The sequence below is a fragment of the Rhodococcus cercidiphylli genome (assembly GCF_033042225.1).
Classification (GTDB): Bacteria; Actinomycetota; Actinomycetes; order Mycobacteriales; family Mycobacteriaceae; genus Rhodococcoides.
In genome coordinates, this window is the sequence record NZ_JAWLKE010000009.1 from 20,797 (window position 1) to 45,436 (window position 24,640).

The following is a 24,640-nucleotide window of genomic DNA, read 5'->3' on the forward strand; positions in this document are numbered from 1 at the left end:
TGACCACACACCAGCGCCCCGAAGGAGACCCGCGATCTCATGCTTACATGGGAAGAGGACATGGAGATATCCGCACTGCACAAACGAGGCATGTCGATCTCGGACATCGCCCGCCATACCGGCCGCAACCGCCGCACCGTCCGCAACTACATCAACGGAACCACCACCCCAGGTGTGCGACGAAAGTCCACGACGGACCCGTTCGAGGACTTCATCGACTACATCCGCTACCGATTCACCGAGGACCCGCACCTGTGGGCGGTCGCCCTGTTCGACGAACTGTTGGCCCTGGGCTTCGCACTGTCCTATCCGACGATGACCCGCAAGATCCGGCAGCAGAAACTACGCCCGATCTGCCTGGCCTGCAGGACCGCAACCGACCGAGCCAACGCCATCATCGACCACCCACCGGGCGAAGAAACCCAATGGGACTACGTCGATCTACCGAACCCGCCGACTGAATGGGGTTGGGGCAGAACAGCACACCTGTGGGTCGGCTCCCTCGCACACTCGGGGAAATGGCGGGCGGTACTGACCCCGTCGATGGATCAACCACATCTGGTCGACAATCTCGACCGCGTTGTCCGCGCTCTCGGCGGCACCACCCGAGTCTGGCGTTTCGACCGGATGGCCACTGTCTGCCACCCCGAGTCCGGTGCGGTGACCGCCAGCTTCGCCGGCGTCGCGAAGTACTACGGGGTCTCGGTCGCGATCTGCCCACCGCGGAGAGGGAACCGCAAAGGTGTCGTCGAGAAAGCGAATCACACTGCAGCACAACGCTGGTGGCGGTCGTTACCGGACATGAGCGTCGAGCAGGCCCAAGCGCATCTCGACAACTTCTGTGCCGCCATCTCCGACAGTCGCACCCGCCACACCCCGGACGGAACCAGCACTGTCGCCGACCTCGCAGCGGCCGAACCCCTGCAGGAACCGCCGGCGACGGCGTATCCGGTGATTCTCGGCGACAGTCGGACGGCGTCGCGGCAAGCGTTGGTGTCCTACCGCGGCAACCAGTACTCCGTCCCGCCGGAGTTGGCGTCCGCGCAGGTCACCGTCACCCGCCCCGTCGGCGGTAGTCATCTCGACATCGTCACCGCCTCCGGCATCACTGTCGCCAGGCATGCGGTCGCCGCCGACGGTCTCGGCATGATCGTCCGCGACAGCGGTCATGTCGTCGCACTCGAACGGGCCGCGATGGCGACCGCGAACACCGGCAAACCGCACCGCCGCAAAGAACGGATACCACCCGGGCCTGATGCGCTCAGGGCGGCAGAAGTATTGCGTGGCAGCAGTTTCCATAGTACGAACTACTCGACAGGAGCAGCTGAAACCGATTCCGCGGCAGCATCATCGGATGTCATCGACCTCTCGGCCTACGAGCGGGCTGCACGGGGAAGGAACACTCTCGCATGAGTGAAACACCGAAAGGAGGTGCCGCTGCCGATCGACTTCCCGCACCGAACACCGCGGAAGCAGCGAGCCTTTACCAACGTTTGCGTGGCCATCTCGGGGTCCTCAAACTCGCCGACGCCGCCGAAGCACTGCCGGCGGTCCTCGACCAGGCCGCGGCGGAGGAGCTGTCGATGACGGCGGCGCTGGAGCGGTTGCTCTCGATCGAGGTTGCTGCCACCGAAGCGCGGCGGTTGGCAGGCAGGTTGCGGTTCGCGTGCCTGCCGACCCCGGCATCGCTCGAGGACTTCGATTTCGACAACGCCGCCGGGGTCGACAAGAAGCTGATCGACGAGCTCGCGACCTGCAGATATTTGGAGACCGCTACCAATGTGCTGCTCATCGGCCCGCCGGGGGTCGGGAAGACGCATCTGTCGGTCGGGTTGGCGCGGGCTGCTGCGCATGCCGGGTATCGGACGTATTTCACCACCGCCGCCGATCTCGCCGCTCGATGTCACCGGGCTGCGATCGAAGGCAGATGGGCGACGACGATGCGGTTCTACGCCGGGCCGACACTGTTGGTGATCGACGAACTCGGGTATCTTCCGTTGCCGGGAGAGGCGGCTTCGGCGTTGTTTCAGGTTGTCTCGCAACGGTATATGAAGACATCGATCGTGATCACCAGCAATCGTGGTGTCGGATCGTGGGGAACGGTTCTCGGTGACGACACCGTCGCAGCAGCCATGCTCGACCGTCTCCTGCATCGATCGGTAGTCCTCGATATGTCCGGTGATTCCTACCGGCTCCGCGATCACAACGCACGATCGGAGAAGCTCCGCAAAGCCGTCACCGGGACCCGTCAACCGCTACAGTGATCACCGCTACCGGGTGAGCACTTTCGCTGAGCGAAGTTGAGCATTTTCGATGAGCGCCATCAGCAACGGCACACCGCGACACCAGGCGTTCCCGATGATCCAAACAGGGCTATGACGTTCACTGCCGTCCAGTCGCCGGGGTAACTCATCGACGTGACGACTGCCTCGGGAGCGGCTGGATCGAGTGACCAGCCGGGTAGGACTCCGCGCATCGCCAGCTCTGGTGTGCCCTGTGAGATGTAGAAGCTTGTCGCCGGGATCCATTGATGGTCCTCGCGTGGCTGTCTACTTGCGAACGTCACCCGCGCTCGTGGCTGTAGCTGCTCCCACGCGACGGTTGCCCAGCGTAGCGAGCCTGCCGGGTTGGGGTGCAGCCCATCGGGATCGAGGTACGCAGTCGCGTAGTCACTACGCGCGATGAAATCCGAGTTGACGTCGATGAGCACGTGGCCCTCATCGAACGCCAGTGCCGCGACCTGCGCGGCTTTGTTCTGGCCGTTCGCGAACGAGGCGTCACCTCCCGCACGCGGGTTCTGTGCGATCTGCACTATTGCCGCGCTCGGGTAGTAGCCGGTGTAGACGTTGATCGACTCAATCTGAACTGCCCGGTATGCGGCGTCTAGCTGCGGACTGTTGTGCCCGTAGTTGAAGATCACGACATCGGGCGGGAGTGCGCCGCCTGCGGACAGGCCGGACCGGATGGTGCCGTGGTTCGCCGCTGCATAGCCGACGATCTCGCCGGACACGGAGACGTTCCAGAACGTGATGGTCTTGCCGTTGGTTCCGGTCTGGACGGTGACGCGGTCGCCTGCCGGGAAGTTCTTCGTACTATCAGCCCAGAGCGCCCACACGACGGTGTGGTTCGGGAAGTGCGCTGCGAACTTCTGCGCGAGGTAGAAGGCCCACTCGTTCTGCGCGTTGCCGGTGGAATCGCCGACAACCAAAATGTTGGCGTCGCTGGACCCGGCAAGTGCGAGTTTGCGGTACATCTTCGCGAGGGCCGGTGCCATTTCCACCGTCTTGCGGGTCGCGGCCTTCGCCATGCCGAGGGTTACGGGGTCCATCAGTGCCTCCTGTTCGTTAGGGTCCCTGAAGTGACCCATGGATTTTTGAGTGACGAACACTTGGCACTGCTCGGAGCAGTTTCTGCCAACGCAGCTGAGCTGGAGTTCAACGCTGCGGCGCTCGCCTGGGAGCTCATCGACGCCGACGAGCGAATCGGCATGGCTGTTACTGCAGGGATGACGTTCGAGCGACTCAACGGGCTGATCGAGAGCTTGTTCGATCTCAAGACGCGTCCCGCGTCGATCGGTGCCAGGCATTTCAGGAGTGCGCGCAAGTTCGCCGAAACGGCTATGCGTGAACGAAATCGACTCTTGCACGGGCACTGGCGAATCCAGTGGAGCGCGGACGGCGTCTCGCTTGTGACTCGCACCAGGAAGGGAATGCTCGACGTTCGCATGGATGTCGGTGAAGAGAACATTCGGTCGGTGGCGGACAACCTCGACGGTGCCGCGAGCCTGTACCGCGTGGCGCACCTAGATCTGCTCCCAGAGTTCGATCGTCTGACGGAGACCTCACCTGGGTCGGGGCGATGGACGCGATCGTCGTTGGAAGACATCCGCGCTAGGGAGCAGGGCTCAGAGACGAAGACACCGGGTTTCCCGCAGAGTCATACGTCCACGTCTTGACGACGCCGAGCCTGGTCTCGGTGGCGCACCTGCCCTCGCTGTCGTAGGTGAAATCCGTACGAATTCCGCCTCCAATCTGATAGTCAGGATTATCGCTCCCTGCCGGGTAATGGATCGTGTCGGCCTTCAACTCAACGGTCGCATAAGTCTCGTTATGTGCCCAAAAAAGGGAACATAACTTCTGAACTCCCCTGCGTTCCAGGGCTTTTGACGTACCTCAACGACGAGTAGCTTCGACGATGTCATCAACAAATGCCACGTCAGGAGCTGTACATGAGCAAGCAAAAAAGATCGAATCGACCATCAGCGACAGGCTCACAGTGGTGTTTCAGTTGCTAGCCGCAGTCGCTTTCACGACGCAAATTCCGAACATCTCGACGCCGGTGATTCTTGCCTCGATGACCCTCGCGGGGATTGTCATCGGGACCAGCGGACGGCCGAAGCCGGACTCCTCAGGATCGAAGTGAGTCCGGCCCTCTACCAACTACTTTCGCAGTCCCGGGCTTTCGGTGCCGTTTCTGGGCAGAGTCTCCGGCCGCTGAGATCGGGGGTCGGTCTCAGATTCCCGGGTTACCTCTCTGGTACGCGGGCCGGCGGCAGGCGATGCGGAAGCAGAGCGAGGGGCGGACTGCCGCGTCGGCGGAGCATGCACCGGCGCGGGAGCGGGTGGGGACACCGGCGTCGTCGAGGCGGCCGGCGCCTGAGGTGCAGGCGCGGGAACTGGCGGTGTCACCTGCTCGGGCAAGTTGGTATCGGCGGTGTAGTTGTACGAGTAGCTGTACATGTCGCCCTTCTTCGAGGGAGTCAATGCCAGCACCACACCGAGGACGTGCGCTCCGATTGTTTCCAGATTGCCTATGGACCTGGACAATTCGTTGCTCTTGGTATGCCCGTAGCGGGTAACCAGGAGAGCACCGTCGGCATGGGTGGTCAGGACGGCCGAGTCGGTGACCGGCAACAGGGGAGCTCCGTCGACGATGACGTAGTCGAACTTCGATCGCAGTTCTACCAGCATGGCGCGAGACGCTTCCGATCCCAGCAGCTCGGACGGATTGGGCGGTATCGGACCGGACGCCATGGCTTGCAGACCCTCGTACTTGGTCGGCTGCAGCACCTCGTCCACTTTCGCCTGCCCCGCAAGGACGGTACTCAGGCCGACCGAACCGATGAGGCCCATGTACTTCGAGATGCGAGGACGACGCAGATCGCCTTCGACGAGAACGACGTGGTGGCCGGCCTCGGCGAGTGAGATCGCCAGATTCAGCGCAGTGGTCGTCTTGCCCTCGCTGGGAATCGCACTCGTGACGACGATGACGCGCGGCGGATGATCGACTTCGAGGAACTGCAGGTTGGTGCGGAGCTCACGGAAGGCCTCGGCGCTGGCCGATTGGGTGAGGTCCTGAAAGTCGACGGCCGGATGTGTCTTGCGCTCCTTGTCGAACGGGATGGTGCCGACCAGAGCTTTGCCGGAGATCGACTCGATCTCTCGACGGTTTTTGATGGTGTTGTCGAGGCGGTCCCGTAGTACGGCCAGAGCAAGCCCGAGCAACAGGCCAATTGCGGCACCGAGGGCGAGGTTACGCTTTGTGTTCGGACTGACCGGCGAGGCGGACGCGTCGGCCTGCTGGAAGGTCTTGACACCCGCCGACGGAGCGCCCCCGCCTTCTGGGGTCTCCAGTTCACGCACCTGATTAATCAGTTCAGCCGCCATCGCGTTCGCAATGTCGCGAGCTCGCGCTGAGGACGAGTCACTGACGGTGATGTCGAACAGAACGGTGTCGGGAGTCGACGACGCCTTGACCTTGGCAGCCAGCTGCGACGGGGTCAGACCGAGTGGAAGAACATCGAGTACCCGGGCTGCCAGCGCCTCACTGGTCACCAGTTCCGAGTACGACGCCACACGCTGCTGGGAGAACAAGTTGCCCTGGTAGGTCTCACTGACCGACGTGCCACCGGACGTCGAGACGAACATTCTGGCGCTCGACTCGTACAACGGCGTCGTGAGAAGGGACGCACCCAATGCCCCCAGGATCGCTACGATCACGGTGACTACGATGATGATCCATCGCGCTTTCAGGATTTTAAAGTAATCCTGTATCTCCATGCTTCGAGCTCCTCGTCCGTTCGTACAACTCGCAACGTGTCACTGCGTGGCTCAATCGTTACATAGGTAATTGGTTTCTGTGCACCGGATGAGCTTGACCACAGAACGAGTCAATTCATTCGTTCGATTGACGAACACAATCAGGCGATTGCCCCGTTGCTGAGCGCCACCGCGTCAGCCGCACCCGATAACGGCACCCGAACCACACCATTCGACACCGGCGCGACTTGCAGATTCGGCCCGCTGGACAGGGACTGTAGCTACAGATGCACCTCCCGCGACAACCGAGGTGATTCTCGACACCCGTCGTACGGACTGTCAACCGCGAGGGACCGAGTCCATCAGGGACGTCGGTTCGGATGGCGTCAAACATAAATGGTTCTCTGACCTAAGAAGATCTTGCTGGAGAAACAATCCAGCCACCACGAGGGGCACCATTCTGGTGACCAAAGCTATGTCGTGGTGCAACGCCGGTCCGTCGATGCCACCGGAAACCGGTGGCCAGGCAGAATGACCCAGGCTTCGGTACCGTCAACGCGCACGGCCCGAAGACCGAACCCGAGACGCAAGAGAAGCTGGGCCCGAAAACCATCAACTGCACCGATTCGACCAGAACCTCATCCGGCTCACCGCCGTCTATCTCGCCTCGACCTCCCGCGTGGACACATGTGCGCGGCTTCGCCGAGCGTTATGCGCGCAGGTGGGAACCGAAACGATTGCGTGCCTTTCCCTCGTCGGCCGCGCGCTAAGCCATGCCCGGCTCGTACACCTTCGACTGCCCAAAGAAGGAACTCTTCTCCGACCTTGTTGGCAACTGCAGCCACCAGACGTGCGGCGTTGCCGACAACGAACTGACCCACAGAACGCACACCTGCGATCCGACGGAGTTCATCCGGACCTCAGGAACTCGGCAGAAAACCGACCGACATCAGCCGACCTGTCGTGCTTAACCGCCAGATTACGGTCCGAAATAACAACCCCGAAACGAAATGACACCCTGAAAGCGCTCAGGCCAATACACCAACCGGATGCGAGATCGAGGCTACGGCCAGAGGGTACTGTGAGTTCTACGCATGGTTCTGCATTGCGACTATCGGTGCGGCACAATGCACTGTATGGCAGAACGCATCGGCGGACTACGGTCGCCGCGGACTCGAAAAAACTGGATTGTTGGCATGGTCGTCGTGACAGTATTAGCCCTCGTTTTCGCAGGGTCCGCCGGAATTATTGCTCTCACACAAGACGGTCAGGACCACTACGTCTCGACTTACGAACCGCCCGCAACAATCGATAGCAACTTCAGTCAACTGACCGACGTCGGCCCGCAACTTGCCGATGTCGGGGTGCCTCGGGTGTTCGCTGTCCTGGGTGATTCGACGGGAAACGAGCAGTCCGAATTCATCTATGTGCTGGGTCGACAGATCTCCGAGCTCTACAACCGCCCAGTAATAATTCACGACTGGTCCGTCGAGACGAACACTTATCTTGGACAGAATACCCTCGGCGCAGACCGCCCCAACGCCCCTGTAACGATCTGGAATGGATCAGCATCGGGAAAGGACGCGGGGTATTCCATCCAGTTCTTGCAAGCACTTGCACCAGAGCCGGCGGACTTGGTCTTGATAAATCACGCGCATAATCACACCACACCGGACGCGGCGGTGCAGGGGGTAGATAACCTGTTATCAAGGGTGCGCGGGGCATGGCCAAACACTCTGCCCACGATCGGAGTTCTTCTTCAGAATCCCCGGCTGGACGCAAGCGCCGACAATCAAGAGGCGAAGGTCGCAGCGTTGAGGGTTAAGTTTGGGAACCGAGCCGATGTTGAGGTTGTGGACGTTTGGCAAGCGTTCGAAGATGCTCCTGAATTGGCACCCCTGATCCGCGACGACGACTTTCAACCGAGTGACGAAGGCCAAACTCTCTGGGCCCGAACGCTAGGTGCCGCGCTGAACCTTTCCACGCCGTAGAACTCATTCTCTGCCATGATGCCCGGCCGATGACGGCAACACGTGCTGCCAAGATCTCAAAGCCGTCGTCGTCGGTACCGCGACGACGGGTGCACCGAGAAGAGGATACTCCGCCAAAATACCCTGCAACCGAGGGTGATCACCCTCCGGCAACCTTATGGGAACCAGAGGACCATCAGTCCGAGCACACCATCGAACAGGGTCTCGCGTGCCCGAGCCCGGGCCCGGAGTACACACCCGGAATGCATGGCGATACCAACCAATCGATCGATGCGGGTCTGACACCCAGGAGGTGAATCACAACCCTCAGCTGCCCGCACACCCAGTGCAGCTGACAGATGTGTCCTACAGTGACCCATGCGAATGCGAACCGCCACGTCGCACATTTCGGCAGCAGACATTGCGACCCCGATGCAATCGACCAACGCACCACCGACAGGAGCTTGCACATGCAGATGGCCGCGATCCCGGATCGTCGGGTCTGGGTCGGCCTCGTGCCATTCCAGGTCACAGACCTCCACCAAGCAGCGGATCGAATACTTAGGGCTGCCGCTGGGCGAGAGGGTCTACCAATCCGACTGTCGAATGCATACTGTGTAGCTCTAGCGTCCACAGACGATCGTTACGCACAACTCCTACGCGAATCTGGGCTCAACTTCCCGGACGGCCTCCCGGTGGTGTGGGCGATGCGTGTATCGGGTAAATCAATCGACAGAACCAACCGAGTACGTGGCCCTTCGCTCTTCAGACTCACAATAGACAAGGGTCAAGCCGCGAACGTTCGGCACTACTTCCTAGGCACGAATTCGAATACTTTAGACCTGTTGTGCCAATCTCTAAGCGAGCGCTACCCCAACCTATCCATCGCCGGACGTTACGCGCCTCCGTACTCGGATCTAGACGAAGAATTCATCGCCCAGTGCGTAGAACAGATCGGGAATAGCGACCCTGATGTCATCTGGGTCGCGCTCGGCACACCCAAGCAAGACTTTCTAGCAGCTGAACTAGCGGCGAGACTGGGACGGCCCTGCGTCGGTGTTGGCGCAGCATTCGACTTCGAGGCCGGTATCACCAAAGAAGCACCGGAACTGATGCAGCGGACCGGAACCGAATGGATCTTCCGATTCGCAACTGAGCCGAAAAGGCTTTGGAGAAGATACATATTTGGAAACGTTCGTTTCCTGTTAAGTGTCGTAGCGAGTAATCACAGACGAGACGTTCGAGCTGAAGAGAGTGATCAGATATGATATTCCCGAACTTCAAGCAGGTACTGCTGCAAAGACTCGCGATCCGATCCAATGTCGTACACGGGGCGCGTCTACACGTTGGACCAGGATCGGTACTATGGGCACCACGCCTGCTAAGTGTCGGCAACGACGTATACGTCGGCAAAAATGTAACACTACAATTTGACGGAACGATTGGCGACGGCGCTCTATTTGCAAACGGATGCGGGGTAGTGGGTAGACACGACCACGACTACACGCAAGTCGGAACCGCAATTCGCAACGCAGCCTGGGTCGGAGATGCACCCGATCTCTCCGAAGAAACTCATATCGGATCTGATGTCTGGATAGGATTCAACGCAGTCGTGCAATCCGGAATCCGGATTGGGAATAGCTGCCTCGTAGGCGCCGGTTCTGTAGTCACGAAAGACCTGCCGGACAACTCGATCGCCGCTGGTGTGCCCGCACGAGTCCTCAAGGCACGGTTCTCTCAGGAAGATTTCGAGAGACACTGGGAACTATTGCGCAATTCGGGCACCCGTTGGATGAAGCAAGCCAGCGCAGGTCAACTCGATGCGTAGAGTCGCGATAGTACACCCCTGGATGCCACAATATCGAGTCGATTTCTTTAACCAACTTGAATCCAAGCTTCGTGCCCAATCGATAGAACTTCGAGTCTTCTACGGCGAAACCCCTCCCGAGTGGAACGCACGAGCGGACAGTAGCAATCCAGACAGGGCAATCAAACTACGCACAAAGTTCATCAACATTCGTGGAAGAAGCCTCAGTTACAAAAGGCTTCGACCCGTTAGGAGTCAATCGCCATACGACCTGCTCATCGTCGAACAGGCAATCCGGAATATTGAAACATATCAACTTTTCATGTTTCGTCGTCGATACGCCAAACGTATCGCCTTCTGGGGGCACGGTCGCACATATACTGCTCGCAAATCGAGAGCAGAAGAATTCTTCAAACAGAAGCTCACCCAGAAGGCATCGTGGTTCTTTTCTTACACAGAAGGTGGTATAAGTTCGATTACACGTGCGGGCTACCCGGAGGAAAGAACCACGGTTGTTCAGAACTCCATCGATACCACTAGTCTGAAGATTGATCTAGATGCTGCAACGCGGTTTGAGGTTGAATCTTTCATTAGATTGCACTCCTTGACCGACAAAACGCTCATCTACATTGGCGGCATCGATTCAGCTAAACGAATCGATTTTCTACTGACCGCAGCACAAGGACTTCACGATATTGATGAAGACTACCGTCTGCTTGTGGTGGGTGCCGGTGACGACGCAGGCAGAGTGGCAGATCTCGCGGCCAAAGAAGACTATCTGATCTACCTCGGGCCACTGTTCGGTAAAGATAAAGCTATCGCGATGAAAGCTTCTCGCGCCATGATGATACCCGGACGTGTTGGCTTGATTGCCGTCGACAGCTTGGTCTCCGGCCTACCCATATTCACAACTGATTGGCCCTATCACGCGCCTGAATTCGAGTATCTGACAAATGACAGAACAGTCATCGTAACCGATAATGACGTGACTACTTATACGGCTACAATCGCCAAGACGATGGGCTCCAACAACCTGAGCCGCATATCCGAAAACTGTCGGCACCTCGCAAAGGAATTCAGCACGGAATATATGGCGGACCGCTTCTGTCAGGGAATTGCGTCGGCGCTGGAAGAGGACACTGATCTGGATTGCTGCCGTCATGACTAACGCGCTCCTTGTCTCATTCGTGACCAGACCAGACAGTGGCAGCGAAGGTGGGGTCGGTTGGGAATTCCTCAAAGCCAGCGCTGAGATGCTTTGTCTCCGCGGTAACTCGCGAATTGACTTTATATTCGACGCACGGGATCTTCCTCTCGTCGCTCAACGCCTGCAGTCCGAACCATGGGGGCACATCGTTCGGCTGCATCCCGTAGCTATATCGCAGGGGCTTCAGAAGAGATTCGCGATGAGAAAATCTCGGGCGAGCTATATGGCCTGGTACCCACACGCCAAAAATGTAGCCGCGAAATTAGCCGCGAAGACTGAATACGAAATTACACACCAATTCACGTTCGCGACATCGTCCTTGCCGCCGATCTTACCCAACAACTCGGGCCGTAGGGTGTGGGGGCCGCTGGCTATACCCGACGGAGCTGTAGTCCCCTGGGGTAAACAGAGAGCCACATTGCGTGAATCGACATTCGTGAGAATCGCTGCCGAAATCGGACGACGTACGTTGAAATACTCCGATACTGTCATTTGTCAGAATGACACGACATTCGAGTACGCTAAAAAGCTTGGCTTGGACGCGGTACTTGAACCAAACGTCGTGGCCGAACCCGTCGCTTGCAATCGTTCCGAACTCAATAATCTCATCTACGTCGGCAACCTGATAGATCGCAAGCGGCCATGGCTGGCCATTCAGGCCTTAAACGAACAATCAATGGGCCGGTACACGCTTGATATCGTTGGTGACGGACCACTCTTTTCGGCACTCAAATCTTACGTGCGTCTTGAGAGATTAGATAACCGTGTTCGATTTCACGGACGATTGACACACAGCGAGACCATTCAGCACATTTCAGATGCTCGCACATTGCTTCTTCCTTCATCACGGGAAGGTGCCGGATGGGTCGTAGGAGAGGCCGCAGCATGTGGAGTCCCCAGTGTTGTCTTCTCTGACACGGGTGCGGCCACGGTTCAACGCTTGTCCGGCCACATGGGCTCTATAGTCCGAAACGACCCGAGCCCGCTTCCCGGCGACTTCGCCAGGGGAATCCGGCAAGCCGACACCGTAGATACTAGTGCCACAGATCGATGGTCTTCAGTGCGTCTTGCGCCTTTTCTCGACTCAACATGGTTTGGTCGGGGAGTTAGCGAAGAGAAGATGTTGCCGTAAGTGAATTACCTCAGGCTTCCCATTGATTCCTTTTGAGAAGCAAGGACGCTAGCGGTTGGCAAAGATGAAATCGAAAAACACGAGTAAGCTACCTACCTCAAGCAGGTCGCTCGGGCAAACTCCATCCAACAACTACACCTGATCGCCACCGCGTACGCCAGCCACGAAGCTCAATCTAGTGAAAGTATGGAACAGGGCTGTGCCAGTCAAACGGTCGGACATAAGGTGAAGGCCCCTGTAGGCGAACTGATCTCCATGATCGATCCGCACTTCCATTCACTGCTGAAAGACCCCTGACACACCATTCGTCTGCCAACACCAGAAAAGCAACGGCATAACAGCCGTAAAGCAAGGTTAAATGCGAGTCTGCCAGGCGCGACGGGCCGCGCCTGAAAACGCTTCGCCACGAAGGCATCCAACAGAAGAACTCAGAACAGCGCTTCGACCTGCGCACCGTGTGTTAGCGCGTTACCAACTCAACCGACCGTTCCGGACCAACCAACCGAACTGGATCCGGGTTACCTCCGACAGAGCGGACTTACCAGCGTTTCGGAACCACACCATACATTAGCAAATCAGTTCCTGAATTTTTCAGATCCAGTTGGCTCGCCAACCAGTTGTAGCCGGCTTCGGTCAAAGAACCGTCAAGGCCAGCAGCGAGCCCGCGAGTGAGTAAGCTATCTTTTGCAGAATAATCTACGGATGCAGCGTTTGCCACTGTAAGACCAGTTCTTTGCGCTGACTCATGGCCCCATATACTTCGGAAGTCGCCAATCTCACCTAGATGTGGCTCAAACCAAACATAGGGCCTGTCAGACAAGAATCCGGCGAGCATCGACATACTCGACACTGAGCAAACTAACAGATCGAACGTCGACATAGCGTGAAGATCTGATAACAGAGGACGCTGACGACCGACTAACTCGACCGTAGGTAGAGCGTTCTTCAGATTCACGATATCTACGTTATTTTCATCGTCCGTAAACACGGCAAACTCGATCATGTCACCAAACCGAGTTAACAAATTTTGAGCCACCGCACGATACCATTCTATAGGCACCACCTTGTTAAATTCACCGGGTCGTGGACCAACGGAATCCACTAAGAAATCACCGGCACGGATATGCAGCGCGACCTGCAGTTTAGAAGTGTTCAAACCCCCTTGTAGCTTATAGGTATCGTTTAATACGTGAGCCGGACCGAATAACTTTCGTTGCAAGAAACCTTTCGCACGCCGTATACCATAATAGCCTCCCGACATACCCGATGAATGCCACAACACGGTGGGCTTTGCCAACGTCGACACCTCATCAACTAGATCACGTACGACGTCCACGTAATCGTCATGCGCCATTGCCAATTCACGATTAATTTCGATTCTGGGCAACATCCCTGCAGCAGTGTAAGTTAGACGGTCTGACCGGCGAGACAAAAAATCTTTTCTATAACCCCTCGGGTTGAGAGACCACGGGGTATCAATCAGCCTCGCGTCCAGTTCCACCGACGCGATGTAGGCCTTGGCCCACGGTATAACCTCGTTACCCAGCCCAGCACCCCGCCGCGATTGCAATCTGGGGATCGACCACAGCGCCCGTCTGGTCAAAGACATATCAGAAACCTCCTCAGTGTTATTAGCCTTATCGAGCTTATTGACAAACTACGAGTGCCAGCTGCCTACAGATCGCTAACCGGCACGCGCTGACGAGTACTCACGTATAATTCTGATTGGCGGGAACATCATTGGACGCATACGGACCAAGACGAAAAGAACGCCACAGACTAGAACCAGACCGACGATTAGTAACGGGTTTCCTAATCCGCTCAAAAACAAGATACCGCCAGCGTATGTTAAAACGGAAAATACAGCAACAGCAAGGTAATGCTTCAGCAGGAGCTTCGCATCCATGTAACCCGTACGTGCACATAGGACAATATAAACAGCCTGCCTTAACACAACAACCCCACCAAGGGACCAAAGGGCAGGCCAGACAGACTCCGTCGCGATTGTAATTACGACACCAACGCACTGCACCATAATCATCAAAATTTGGGACAACCAGATCCACTTAAATTTTCCCAGCGCCTCTACTGCTCCCCCCAGTACGGTGGTCACCACCTGCAGCGAAGCGATAATCGCGAGTGGTACGGCCATTGACGCCGCCATAGCCCAGCCGTCTCCAAACAATATTGGGATTAGTGCAGGTAGGATTGCCGCTCCGAGCGAACCCGCTGGAACACTGGCCCAAGCGGTTATAGCTAGTAAATGGGGCCAGGCCCTTCTCGCACGTTCGTTATTCTCACGATCATGCCGAAATTCTGGATATACCACCTGTACAATTGCATTCTGAATCTGAAAGAACGGGATGCTTGTCACGACGTCCGCACGATTCCATTGCCCAAGGGCAGGAGCACCCACCCATCTTGATACTGACCACTTCCCAAGGTTGTTTGCCAAATAGGACAGCATGCTTGAGAAGATAACATTCCTCCCGAAACCAATTTCATTCGAGGCGCTTTTCAAGCGGCCGAATTTTAACAGCCTGAATTTGGTTATAAGACTAAGGGAAATGAACAAGATAACCTGCGAAACAACCGTCGCTGAAACAAGCGATACCGCGTTCTGATATACAGTCACAATCACCACACCGACCATCATCCCTGCGACATTTGATGCCAAAGTGACGATTGCAAGGGCCTTGAACCGACCAGTGCGTCTCAACAGCCCTGACATTAACCCCAATAATGGCGTAATTAGGACCACGATGCACAAGACCCGCACAGACTGGCCCGCGTTCGGATCACCCCACAGCGCAGCAAACAGCGGAGCGGTTAATATCAGAAATATGGAACCGGCAATGCCCAATATAAGGGCAAAGCTAGCAAGCCCGCCGAGTACTTCCTTCGACACCTCCGACATTCTTGAAACAGATTGGCCCAGCCCCCCCGTACTGAGTAGAGTCACAAGGCCGACAACAGTAAGTGCCACCGCATATGTGCCGAATCCGGCAGGAGAAACCAGTCGCGATGTCGCTGCAGCATACCCAAATTGTGCAAGAGCAGTCAACAACTGCGCGGAGTAATTCCACGACACTCCACGGACGAGTTTGTCTAATTTGGAGCTCATTGGAGCTTATAGCGCTTCCAATGAGGCACGCTATGCCGTTCTCCGAAGGCCCTGCTGACTTCGCTAACAGTCGTCAGCAACGTTTCCGCGTTCTCCGACTGGCCTGTCATCTCACATTGCTTTTCGACCACATTTGGGCGAGACATCGACCAAACGAGCCAGCCCAGCGCCGGGGCTAGGTACCACTGGAGATTGTACGACCAACAGTAAGCGACAAGCATTGCGGCTATTGCAAGAGCGGGCGTTGTAAACCTATTCTTCCAGCCCCTCTGAATCAGGACTGCGCCCACAAAAACCATGAAGAGCAAACCAAAGGCACCCGCTCGAAGGTAGGTGGCGACATACCAGTTATGGGGAATGTACCCTATTCGCAATCCATCTTCGCGATACCGAGTCCACCCGGAGCCAAATGGGAAGCCGGTCAGCACAGTATGTAGCCCAGAATCAAAACTCGCTCCTATGAGGATCTGCCAGTCGTAGACTCTTCCATCGTAAGTGCGGGAGTCCGCAGCGGACTCGAAGAGAATTGCCGCGATACGAGAATCAGAAAAGATTACTAGAGAAACTAGCGCGGTGCCGATGATGAGTACGAGGGCACCAACGACCGCTGCAGCCTGCCCTTTCAGCAAGAATAGCAACGACAACACCACTCCAATTGCCAGCGCTATCCAGACTGACCGGTGCTGAGCCAGCACGACCACGACCGTAAAACCCAGGAACCCGATGAAGTAGCTACGGTTGCCAAGCCGACTCCAACACCAGATGCAGAGGATGGCAGCAATCGCCAAAATCATCGCTTGGCCTGATGAAATTGGACGGCCTGCCTCAAGCACTACCCCTGATGCAGAAACAGAGGAGGTGCTTGCTCCTCCGAAACCATTCAAGGCAACATTCAATAGCGCCACCATTGTTATCCCTGCCGCTGTAACCAGAACACCCTTACGTAGCCAGACGATGGCGTTCGGATCCGATTTAAGAAAGACAACTGTCCAGGCAGAAATAGAAATTATATATATCCATGCTCGAGACTCATTGAGTGACGAGGCAAGGCCGACTTGAACGATCCCTTTCAACACTGAGACGACCAGGAGAACAATTAAACCGTCAATTGCGAGCTTTAAATTTCGATCAATCTTAGGTTGCGCTCGACCAAGTACGTAGACGAGCGTCGATGCGATTAGTACAACCGTGAGGAAGTCCGGAACGGCAAACGACAGTCCAGCAAAAGACGCGACTGATGGCCAAACCGGCACATGCCAGCTGACGACCGCAACGAGACCGACTAGGAGAAGTCCGAGTTGTGGTGTTCTTACAACTACTTCGACCAACAAGTAGAGAAGAGTCGCTCCTGCCACTAGCACAGAAATCATCTCAACCAACGCCCTAGCACCCCGCTTCCCTTGAGCAGCAGAACATAAGGTTTAATGGCATTCAATAGCCCCGCTGGCCCTCCATAACTTAAACAAAAGCGAAGCCACGGCCCGAAGGGCAAGCCCTTCGGGCCGCGCAATTCCTTAAAACGATCCCGTAAGGGCCTGCCGGTGTCTGTCCAGACTGCGGAAGATCCATCCCTTTCGCAAGTACCCACAACTCGACAGACTAGATAGATCGCAGCACCCGAGTTTCGTATCTCGAAACCATACGCAAGATCGGCGAGTGAGTGAGTGTACTTACTCGGGAAGCCGCCTACCGAGCGGTCGACAGCGGCCGGAATTAAGACAACATTCCCATTCAGTGTGTCGCAATGCTGTTCATCATTACTGGGCGATAGCATTGTCAGATTCAGTGGTCGCCTAGCGTGTTCCCGACGGTATCCGGAGTACGTGATTGAACCGTCTTGTTTTGACTCCAGGGCGCCTACCATTACTGCAGGATGTGTCTTTTTATGCCAAGATTCGAGCATGTTCGATATAGAGTTCTTGTACAAGATTACATCGTCATTTAACCAGAGGATGAAGTCGTAGGAGATCTGCTGCGCTTTCGACCAAGCCACCCGCATACCCATTGCCCAGTAATGGTCGGAAGTAACTTCTATAACCACTGGGCCCTTGTCTTGATATCTGGTCCGTATTGTTTCTGGAGTCCCGTCGTTACTGCCGGCATCGACTAAGATGAGCTTGAAATCGACTTCATCAGGCTGGGCTCTATATAGCGAATCAATACATTTCACGGTCTGATTGACCCGATTGAATGTCGTCACCAACACTACAATCGTGGATTTCCGAACCAGGTCAGGGCTATCTATATTAGGCATTGGCAGTCCTATTTGCAACGATTGCCTTTAGCTGCGCTAAGTACTCTGTCACGACGTCCTCGTATGAAAAATTTTCCGTAACATAATCGCGCGCGCTCACGCGCTTCTCGTCTAGAACGGTGCGGTTATCTTGCATCAGAATCATTTCGTGTGCTAGAGAATCTTTGTTTTTGATATCCGTCAGCACTCCGATTCGGCCGTAACCGAGCGTGAACGGCACACCACCCGAATTCGATCCGCCAATGACTGGGACGCCATATGAGGCGGATTCGAGTATTGCGACACTGCATGCCTCCCAAACGCTTGGATGCACAAGTACATCAATTTCTTGGCTGAAGGACCGCAGGATCTCGTCGTGGGATGTCTGGCCACGAAATTCGATTCCGGCGGCTATGCCTAACTCCCGGGACCACGTGTATGCCTCTTCCGCGACTCCATGACCGGAGCCAAAAAGGGCTAGAACAGAGTCAGGGTAGACACGCCGGACAAGAGCGAATGCCTCAATTGCGACTTTAGTGTTTTTGCGACTATCAAATCCGTTTGCTACGCAAGCGTATCGGAATACATCTCTAGGTGGTCTCGAAGTTTTCAGGTTGACTTCCTGAGGCTTTACACCGTTTGGAATCACTTTAATAGAGGTCTTCTTGTAAGCAATTCGCTTGATCTGTTTGCTTAAAGAGGGAGACACCAAAGTCAAGTTTTTTGCCCTACGCACGGTCACGACCCCGAGCGCCGCACGCAGCCACCAGTAGACGTGGTGGTAGTGTCGGATCAGTGCTTGTGGCGAGTCATGCGCGGTCACTAAAGAGTCTTTCTGTGCAGATAATGCTGCTGCCGCAAACTCATAGGTCCAGTGCGCGTGAATAACGTCTGGCTCGGCTAGTTGCATTGCATCTCTGAGGTCTCTACGTTCGACCCGAAAAAAGTCGATTCCGCGGTGCCGAGCAGACTTACGGCGTCTCCCTATGTACACCCGCAGTCGCCCAGCATCAATAACCTGAGGTGTAGTTACCGCGGTGGAACTGGTGAAGACGTCGACGTCGTGTCCAGCTTTGAGGTATGAGACAGCAAGTTGGCTGATATAAGGAAACGAGTAAGTGTCTATGTTTCCGCACCCATCCGGCAGATACTCGGCCAGGATTGACATCGTCACTGGGCCGGCTAGTCCTATGCGCACGACTACACGTTCCCGATTACTCGCGCCGGGCTTCCTGCCACTATTTGCGCCGGTAGTACGTCGCTTGTCACGACGCTGCCCGCACCAATCACTGCACCTTCACCTATTGAGACGCCCTTCAAAATAATGGAACGTGCCCCGATAAAGACGTCAGATCCAATACGGATACGGTCGTTCGGGTTCGCGTCAGGCATCGGGGCGTACCTTCGGTTTTGGTAGGGTCGCGGTGGGTGAAAGTCAGTGTCAGCGACCATCACGTCAGAGCCAAATAGGCAGCGGTCTCCGATTTCGATGCTACAAGCGGAGCAAATTGTGGTTCCGCTCAAGCCAACATCGCTACCCACGACTATTTCAGCAGTTGGACTCAACGTCCTTAGGATGACTGGCCTCGATACACCGAGAGCGGTCGATCGAGAATCACTGCACAGGACTGTACGACTTCCGATGGTTATTTTAGATCCTGGGTGAACATCGACAATGGGCCTGTGCGAGACTTCCATATTTCGACCAATGCTCACTCCAACTCGACACAGCTGCCAGCATCTAAATTGCCGCAGTGCGATGTACCGCAGGCGGCGGACCACTCTGACCGGCCCCGGGATCGAAAAATTGCGCAAGAGTGCATTCTTCGTCACTTCATCTCCCGTTGGGTGTCAGGAGTCTCGCGCAGGAGCGATCTCAACTCCAACTTCCATCTCTCAACCTGGCGACGGGGAATCTGGATAAGCGCTTCTTGCCTCGATCGCTCATCAATTGCGGCTGCGATTGCGTGCGGGCCTAGTTGCCTCGGCACTACCGGGAGCCCGATATCTTTACCAATCTCGATTGCCCGGTTGTCGACTGCAATGATCAGAATCGCGCGCCCGTGCTGCGCGGCACGGATTCCTGCGTGCAGCCTAGTTCCGATATAGTCACGTCCTTCCAGAAGACTATCGAGGGTTGCGATCCCTCGTCTTGAGATTTGGAAGTTGGCCGGGAGACTCATCTTGTTTAGATTAGACAAGTCGCCATCACTCTGTGGCCAGGCATGCACTGTCTTGTACCTCGCAGCCAGGTCATAAATTACTTGTCCATCGATATCCCAGGCTGGATTATAGTCAGTCAGAGTGAAGACGCATTCGTCGACTGAGCCGAGCGGCGGCAGGCTCATCGGCAGATTCCAGGTGGTTGGACACCCGGTATTCACCGAGTCGATTGAGAGCTCCGACAATTTAGAATCAGTGTAATGATCCCTAGCTGCGACAGGAATTTGGTGGGCCAACAGTTTATTCAGGGTCTTCTGCGTTCGCTTACCGGGTCTTTCTTGATACTGACGCCATCCGACTCCAAGAAGCACGAGTCTCCCGCGATAAGCCTTCAGTTCCCTTAACCCGAGCGGCCACTGCCGATCCCGTAGAATTTTTTGGTTAAGTATATTCGTACCCGTGACCACGAGATAGTCGCACTTAGCAGCCGCTAGCGCCTCGGACTTCGCAAGCCGTCGATGCGTAGGAAATCTCGGCACATCGACGAGGTCCGGGAAATTTTTGAGAATCGCCTCGACGATAATCGCGTCACCGTCATTGGTCGACTCCAATGATGTGTCTAGTAGTCCTACGGTAGCCAAAGCGTTCCTCATTCTAAATTAGGATTGGAGATCACGTCTACATTGGCGGTTCAATAAGCGTTGCTCGTCTCCTAGCTTTGCGTTATCTCGCCCCGTCGCTGCGGCCACAACTCTAACCGCCTTTGCAATGGTCGGCGAGTCCCCACCATGTACCAATTTCCCCATACGAAAGGTACAGCCCCTCGTCGTCAATGGTTGAGCACATGCGCAGGTCCTCAAAGCTACGTTGACTGAATGATCGCTCCTGGGTCATCTCCGTCGCCAATCTCGAACTACTCTCGGAGCGTATCGGCATGCTCGCGATACCACTCCACCGTCGATGCAATTCCCGCCTCCAAGTCGATTTGCGGTTTCCATCCCGCTGCCCTCAGTTTGTTCACGTCGAGCAACTTCTGCGGTGTGCCGTCCGGCTTGGAGGTATCCCACTCGGTCTCACCCTCGAAACCGACCGCGGACGCCACAATGCCTGCGATCTCCCTGATCGTCGCGTCCTCGCCGGTGCCGACGTTCACCTGCTCGGGTCCGTCGTAATGCTCGAGCAAGTGGATGCATGCAGCGGCCATGTCGTCGACATGCAAGAACTCACGTCGCGGAGAACCGCTACCCCAGTTTGTCACCGTCTCGATTCCGTCGCGGCGAGCCTCGTCGTAACGACGAATGAGCGCGGGCAAGACATGCGAGCCTTGTGGTGAGAAGTTGTCGCCTGGGCCGTATAGGTTGGTCGGCATCGCCGAGATCCACGGCAGCCCGTGCTGCTTGCGCACGGACTGGATCTGCAGGATGCCTGCAATCTTCGCGATCGCATAGGCGTCGTTGGTCGGTTCGAGGTGCCCGGTGAGGAGGTACTCCTCCTTGATCGGCTGCGGAGCCAACTTCGGGTAGATGCACGACGACCCGAGGAACAACACCCGCTGCACGTTCTGCGCCAGGGCCGCGTCCAGCACATTGACCTGAATGCGCAGGTTGTCCGAGAGGAAATCGACGGGATACGTGCTGTTCGCCAGTATGCCTCCGACTTTGGCCGCGGCCAACACGACCGTCGCTGGCTTGGTCTCCTCGAAGAACGCAAACACCGCGTCGCGATCCTTGAGATCCAACTCGGACGACGACCGGCCCCTCAGATCGCTGAAGCCAGATGCCTCGAGCTGCCGCCAGATGGCGGATCCGACCAAACCACGGTGTCCTGCCACGTAGAACGGCGCGTCTCGATCGAGGGGCCCTGGCGTGTAGTCGGATGCAGCCGACCCGTTCGTCGTCACGGTGCTCATGCCCAATCCGGCAGAGCTGGACGGTCGATCCACGGACGACCCTCGTGCTCGAGGGCTGCGATATCCGCGTCGACCATGATTTTCGCGAGCTCCGGCGTGTGCACCGTCGCCTTCCACCCGAGCTTCGCTTCGGCCTTGCTGGCATCACCGATGAGAGCGTCCACCTCGGTGGGGCGCAGGTAGCGCTCATCGAACTTGACGTGCTTCTCCCAGTCCAAGCCGGCTCGCTCGAATGCCACGACAAGGAAGTCCTTCACCGAGAAGTTTCCACCGGTGGCCAGCACGAAGTCGTCCGGCTCATCGGCCTGCAGCATGCGCCACATGCCCTCGACGTACTCCGGCGCGTAACCCCAGTCGCGGATGGCGTCGAGGTTGCCCATGTAGACGTTCTGTTCGAGCCCCGCCTTGATGCGTGCGACCGCGCGGGTGATCTTTCGGGTGACGAACGTTTCACCGCGGCGCGGGGATTCATGGTTGAACAGAATGCCGTTGACGGCGAAGATGCCGTACGCCTCGCGATAGTTCTTGGTGACCCAGTAGGCATAGACCTTCGCTGCGCCGTATGGGGAGCGTGGGTAGAACGGAGTGTCCTCGTTCTGCGGGGGCGGTGTTGCGCCGAACATCTCGGAGCTCGAGGCCTGATAGAAACGGCACTGCAGACCTGCGAGGCGTACTGCCTCGAGCAGGCGGATCGATCCGACGCCGGTGGTGTTACCGGTGTGCTCGGGTTCGTCGAAGCTGACGCGGACGTGCGACTGGGCACCCAGGTTGTAAACCTCGTCCGGCTGGATCTCGGTGAGCAGGGTGACCAACCGAGCGCCGTCACTCAAATCGCCGTAGTGCAAGAACAGCTTGGCGTCCTTATCGTGCGGGTCCTGGTACAGGTGATCGATGCGAGAGGTATTGAAAGAGGACGACCGTCGAATCAGGCCGTGCACCTCGTAGCCCTTGCTCAACAGCAATTCCGCCAAGTACGAGCCATCTTGGCCGGTAATGCCGGTTATCAATGCGCGTTTCATCTTTTCCACTCCTCTGATACCCAACACAGATCTGGCTTGGTAACGAAATTGGACATGCCGCTCAGTAAGCTCCGTCGCTTCCAGCCACGGCCTTCATAGTCTTGGCGATGATCAGCAGATCCCCCACCATTGACCAGTTCTCGACGTACGAAAGGTCCAGTCGGACAGTCTCTTCCCACGACAGGTCGGATCGTCCGCTGACCTGCCACAGACCTGTGACTCCCGGCTTGACCAACAGTCGCCGACGGACCTCGCCGTTGTAGGTCTCGACCTCGCGGCGTAGCGGAGGCCTCGGCCCCACCACGCTCATCTCACGCTTGAGAACATTCACGAACTGCGGTAGCTCGTCGAGACTGAAACGCCTCATGACCTTGCCGACAGGCGTCACGCGCGGATCGTCACGCATCTTGAACAGAACCCCGCCGGCACCCTCGTTCTGATCGAGGAGGTGCGCAACCTGCTTGTCCGCATCGACAGTCATGCTGCGGAACTTGATCATCGAGAAGGGCTTTCCGTCGATGCCCATCCGCTCCGACTGGTAGAACACCGGTCCGCGACTGGTTATTTTCACGGCTATGGCGACGGCCAGCAGGATCGGCGAGATCATCACCAGCACCAGAGCCGCGAACGTGAGGTCGAAGGCGGTCTTACTGAAGCGGGTCGCGCCGTTGTACTGCGGCTTCTCGACGTGGATCAGAGGGAAGCCTGCGACGGGCCGCATCACCAGTCGCGGGCCGGCCACATCGACAACACCCGGCGCGACGACCAAGTCGACGTCCGTCTTCTCGAGGTCCCAAATCATCTTTCGGATGCCCTTGTGGCCGAGGTGTTCGGTGGCCGTCACAGCAACCGTGTCGGCACCGCACTCCTCGATCGCGTCGAGTACGTCGTGCTCACCACCCAAGACCGGTATGTCGGTGCCCTCGATGTGAACCACACCGTCCCGCGGAGCGTCGTACCCAGGCATACAGATTCCGACCACCGCAAAGCCCGAGGCCGGAGACTTCTCGAACGATTGCGCCATGGACACCGCAGCCGTACGGCTCCCCACGATCAGAACCGAGGTCTTGTACTCACCTCTGCCCCGAAGTCGACTGACGACATTGCGCCAAATCCATCGGCTCAACAGCAGTGCCAGTAGCCCAACCGGCAACGCGATGGCGAGGTAAAGGCGAGCGAACTCGATGCGAAACAACAGGGAGACGATCGCGATGACGCCGAACAGACGGAAGGTGGCCGACACGATGCGTCGGTACTCCTCGGCACCATTGCCGATTACCCGCGTCGAGCGTGTTCGGAAGATCGCGAGGAAGGCGATCCAGAGGCCCGCAAGCACCACCGAGACCCCCGCGTAGGTGACGGTCGACGCGATACCGGCCACCTCAACGTCACCGAAGCGGACGACGTGTGCAAGGCCCACTGCTGTCACGACGGCAACCACATCAGTGACCCTTAACCGTCTGATGTATCGCTGCTCCCACACGCGCCGCGAGGTCAGCTTGCGGATTGCCACTGGGTCCTGTTGACGCGGAGATCCCCACAGAGAGCGCTGCGCAGCCCTGACAGATGCCAACGTGCTCCCCTCCTCTGCACTTCTGCGCCCACCTGAGGTAAAAGCGCGAATTCGGTTCGAACCAATCCGGAGAGCAACTGGTATCGAATTGAAATAGTCCCACGTTGGTATCCGATGCACCACGCGAGCGGCACACATCACAAACGAATAACAGCAGGTATCCGGTTTACCACACCATCTCTGACGAGGCGATATGTGCGACAGGAACCCACCGGGTGTAACCGTGCCGCGGCCCAAAAACGTTACACATGAGCGCAATCGGCATTGCAATGTGAGACCTCACAGGATGTAGCGCCGTTTGTCGTGCGATCGATGGCCTCGCTCCTGCCAATAGCGCGCTGAACAAACCTTCACACCGATCAGCCTGGGGTGAAACAAGGTTATCGCCGACATCGAAGCTCACGGGAAGCCCAAATAACGAAAAGTCACATGAAAGAAAACGGCCACACGAATTCATTCCATCGA

General features: G+C 56.9%; 20 protein-coding genes. 8 read left to right on the forward strand and 12 right to left on the reverse strand.

The window, feature by feature from the left end; genetic code table 11:
* Positions 1-39: 39 nt before the first annotated feature.
* Both R3P95_RS21620 and istB read left to right on the forward strand, forming a co-directional pair.
* Positions 40-1,413 (forward strand): Mu transposase domain-containing protein, encoded by a 1,374-nt coding sequence (locus R3P95_RS21620; protein ID WP_008720605.1) that lies wholly within the window; start codon positions 40-42, stop codon positions 1,411-1,413.
* Complete coding sequence (istB, locus tag R3P95_RS21625) at positions 1,410-2,264, forward strand: IS21-like element helper ATPase IstB (RefSeq protein WP_008720604.1); 855 nt, start codon at positions 1,410-1,412, stop codon at positions 2,262-2,264. Before R3P95_RS21620 ends, istB begins: the two co-directional genes overlap by 4 nt.
* Positions 2,265-2,323: 59 nt before the next feature.
* Here istB and R3P95_RS21630 read toward each other — a convergent pair whose 3' ends face one another.
* A complete protein-coding gene (locus R3P95_RS21630) occupies positions 2,324-3,328 on the reverse strand; it encodes an SGNH/GDSL hydrolase family protein (RefSeq protein WP_317549471.1) in 1,005 nt (334 codons plus the stop codon).
* A gap of 30 nt (positions 3,329-3,358) precedes the next feature.
* Here R3P95_RS21630 and R3P95_RS21635 point away from each other — a divergent pair, with 30 nt between their 5' ends.
* Entirely contained in the window at positions 3,359-3,955 is a 597-nt protein-coding gene (locus R3P95_RS21635; RefSeq protein WP_317549472.1) for a hypothetical protein, read from the forward strand.
* A 484-nt stretch (positions 3,956-4,439) separates the two neighbouring features.
* On the opposite strand, the gene R3P95_RS21640 is transcribed toward R3P95_RS21635, so the two are convergent.
* Complete coding sequence (locus R3P95_RS21640) at positions 4,440-6,059, reverse strand: polysaccharide biosynthesis tyrosine autokinase (RefSeq protein WP_317549473.1); 1,620 nt, start codon at positions 6,057-6,059, stop codon at positions 4,440-4,442.
* A 1,115-nt stretch (positions 6,060-7,174) separates the two neighbouring features.
* Between R3P95_RS21640 and R3P95_RS21645 the strand changes: the two genes are divergently transcribed.
* From R3P95_RS21645 to R3P95_RS26190, 5 genes are all read left to right on the forward strand, one after another.
* Positions 7,175-8,029 carry an SGNH/GDSL hydrolase family protein gene (locus tag R3P95_RS21645; protein ID WP_317549474.1) on the forward strand — a complete coding sequence of 285 codons (855 nt, stop codon included), beginning with the start codon at positions 7,175-7,177 and terminating at the stop codon, positions 8,027-8,029.
* A 455-nt stretch (positions 8,030-8,484) separates the two neighbouring features.
* Positions 8,485-9,276: a WecB/TagA/CpsF family glycosyltransferase gene (locus tag R3P95_RS21650; protein ID WP_317549557.1), complete on the forward strand. Its 792-nt coding sequence runs from the start codon at positions 8,485-8,487 to the stop codon at positions 9,274-9,276.
* Complete coding sequence (locus R3P95_RS21655; protein ID WP_317549475.1) at positions 9,273-9,836, forward strand: acyltransferase; 564 nt, start codon at positions 9,273-9,275, stop codon at positions 9,834-9,836. The genes R3P95_RS21650 and R3P95_RS21655 overlap by 4 nt, the downstream gene beginning before the upstream one ends.
* Positions 9,829-10,983 carry a glycosyltransferase gene (locus R3P95_RS21660; RefSeq protein WP_317549476.1) on the forward strand — a complete coding sequence of 385 codons (1,155 nt, stop codon included), beginning with the start codon at positions 9,829-9,831 and terminating at the stop codon, positions 10,981-10,983. Before R3P95_RS21655 ends, R3P95_RS21660 begins: the two co-directional genes overlap by 8 nt.
* Before the next feature lie 262 nt (positions 10,984-11,245).
* Positions 11,246-12,154, forward strand: coding sequence for a glycosyltransferase (locus tag R3P95_RS26190; RefSeq protein ID WP_394855457.1), 909 nt, complete (start codon positions 11,246-11,248; stop codon positions 12,152-12,154).
* Between the two features lie 538 nt (positions 12,155-12,692).
* Here the strand turns inward: R3P95_RS26190 and R3P95_RS21665 are convergent.
* The 10 genes from R3P95_RS21665 to R3P95_RS21705 form a co-directional block, all read right to left on the reverse strand.
* Positions 12,693-13,763 carry an O-fucosyltransferase family protein gene (locus R3P95_RS21665; protein ID WP_317549477.1) on the reverse strand — a complete coding sequence of 357 codons (1,071 nt, stop codon included), beginning with the start codon at positions 13,761-13,763 and terminating at the stop codon, positions 12,693-12,695.
* Positions 13,764-13,838: 75 nt separating this feature from the next.
* Positions 13,839-15,278 carry an oligosaccharide flippase family protein gene (locus R3P95_RS21670; RefSeq protein ID WP_317549478.1) on the reverse strand — a complete coding sequence of 480 codons (1,440 nt, stop codon included), beginning with the start codon at positions 15,276-15,278 and terminating at the stop codon, positions 13,839-13,841.
* On the reverse strand, positions 15,275-16,657 hold the full coding sequence (locus R3P95_RS21675) for an O-antigen ligase family protein (RefSeq protein ID WP_317549479.1): 1,383 nt from the start codon (positions 16,655-16,657) through the stop codon (positions 15,275-15,277). Before R3P95_RS21675 ends, R3P95_RS21670 begins: the two co-directional genes overlap by 4 nt.
* Positions 16,645-17,532 (reverse strand): glycosyltransferase family 2 protein, encoded by an 888-nt coding sequence (locus R3P95_RS26195; protein WP_394855450.1) that lies wholly within the window; start codon positions 17,530-17,532, stop codon positions 16,645-16,647. Before R3P95_RS26195 ends, R3P95_RS21675 begins: the two co-directional genes overlap by 13 nt.
* On the reverse strand, positions 17,525-18,679 hold the full coding sequence (locus R3P95_RS21680; RefSeq protein WP_317549558.1) for a glycosyltransferase family 4 protein: 1,155 nt from the start codon (positions 18,677-18,679) through the stop codon (positions 17,525-17,527). The genes R3P95_RS26195 and R3P95_RS21680 overlap by 8 nt, the downstream gene beginning before the upstream one ends.
* A 32-nt stretch (positions 18,680-18,711) precedes the next feature.
* Complete coding sequence (locus R3P95_RS21685; protein ID WP_317549559.1) at positions 18,712-19,209, reverse strand: acyltransferase; 498 nt, start codon at positions 19,207-19,209, stop codon at positions 18,712-18,714.
* A gap of 131 nt (positions 19,210-19,340) precedes the next feature.
* On the reverse strand, positions 19,341-20,285 hold the full coding sequence (locus tag R3P95_RS21690) for a polysaccharide pyruvyl transferase family protein (RefSeq protein WP_317549480.1): 945 nt from the start codon (positions 20,283-20,285) through the stop codon (positions 19,341-19,343).
* Between the two features lie 302 nt (positions 20,286-20,587).
* Positions 20,588-21,583, reverse strand: coding sequence for a GDP-L-fucose synthase family protein (locus R3P95_RS21695; protein WP_317549481.1), 996 nt, complete (start codon positions 21,581-21,583; stop codon positions 20,588-20,590).
* Positions 21,580-22,602: a GDP-mannose 4,6-dehydratase gene (gene gmd / locus R3P95_RS21700; protein WP_317549482.1), complete on the reverse strand. Its 1,023-nt coding sequence runs from the start codon at positions 22,600-22,602 to the stop codon at positions 21,580-21,582. The genes R3P95_RS21695 and gmd overlap by 4 nt, the downstream gene beginning before the upstream one ends.
* Positions 22,603-22,663: 61 nt before the next feature.
* On the reverse strand, positions 22,664-24,145 hold the full coding sequence (locus tag R3P95_RS21705) for a sugar transferase (RefSeq protein ID WP_317549560.1): 1,482 nt from the start codon (positions 24,143-24,145) through the stop codon (positions 22,664-22,666).
* Between the last annotated feature and the right edge of the window lie 495 nt (positions 24,146-24,640).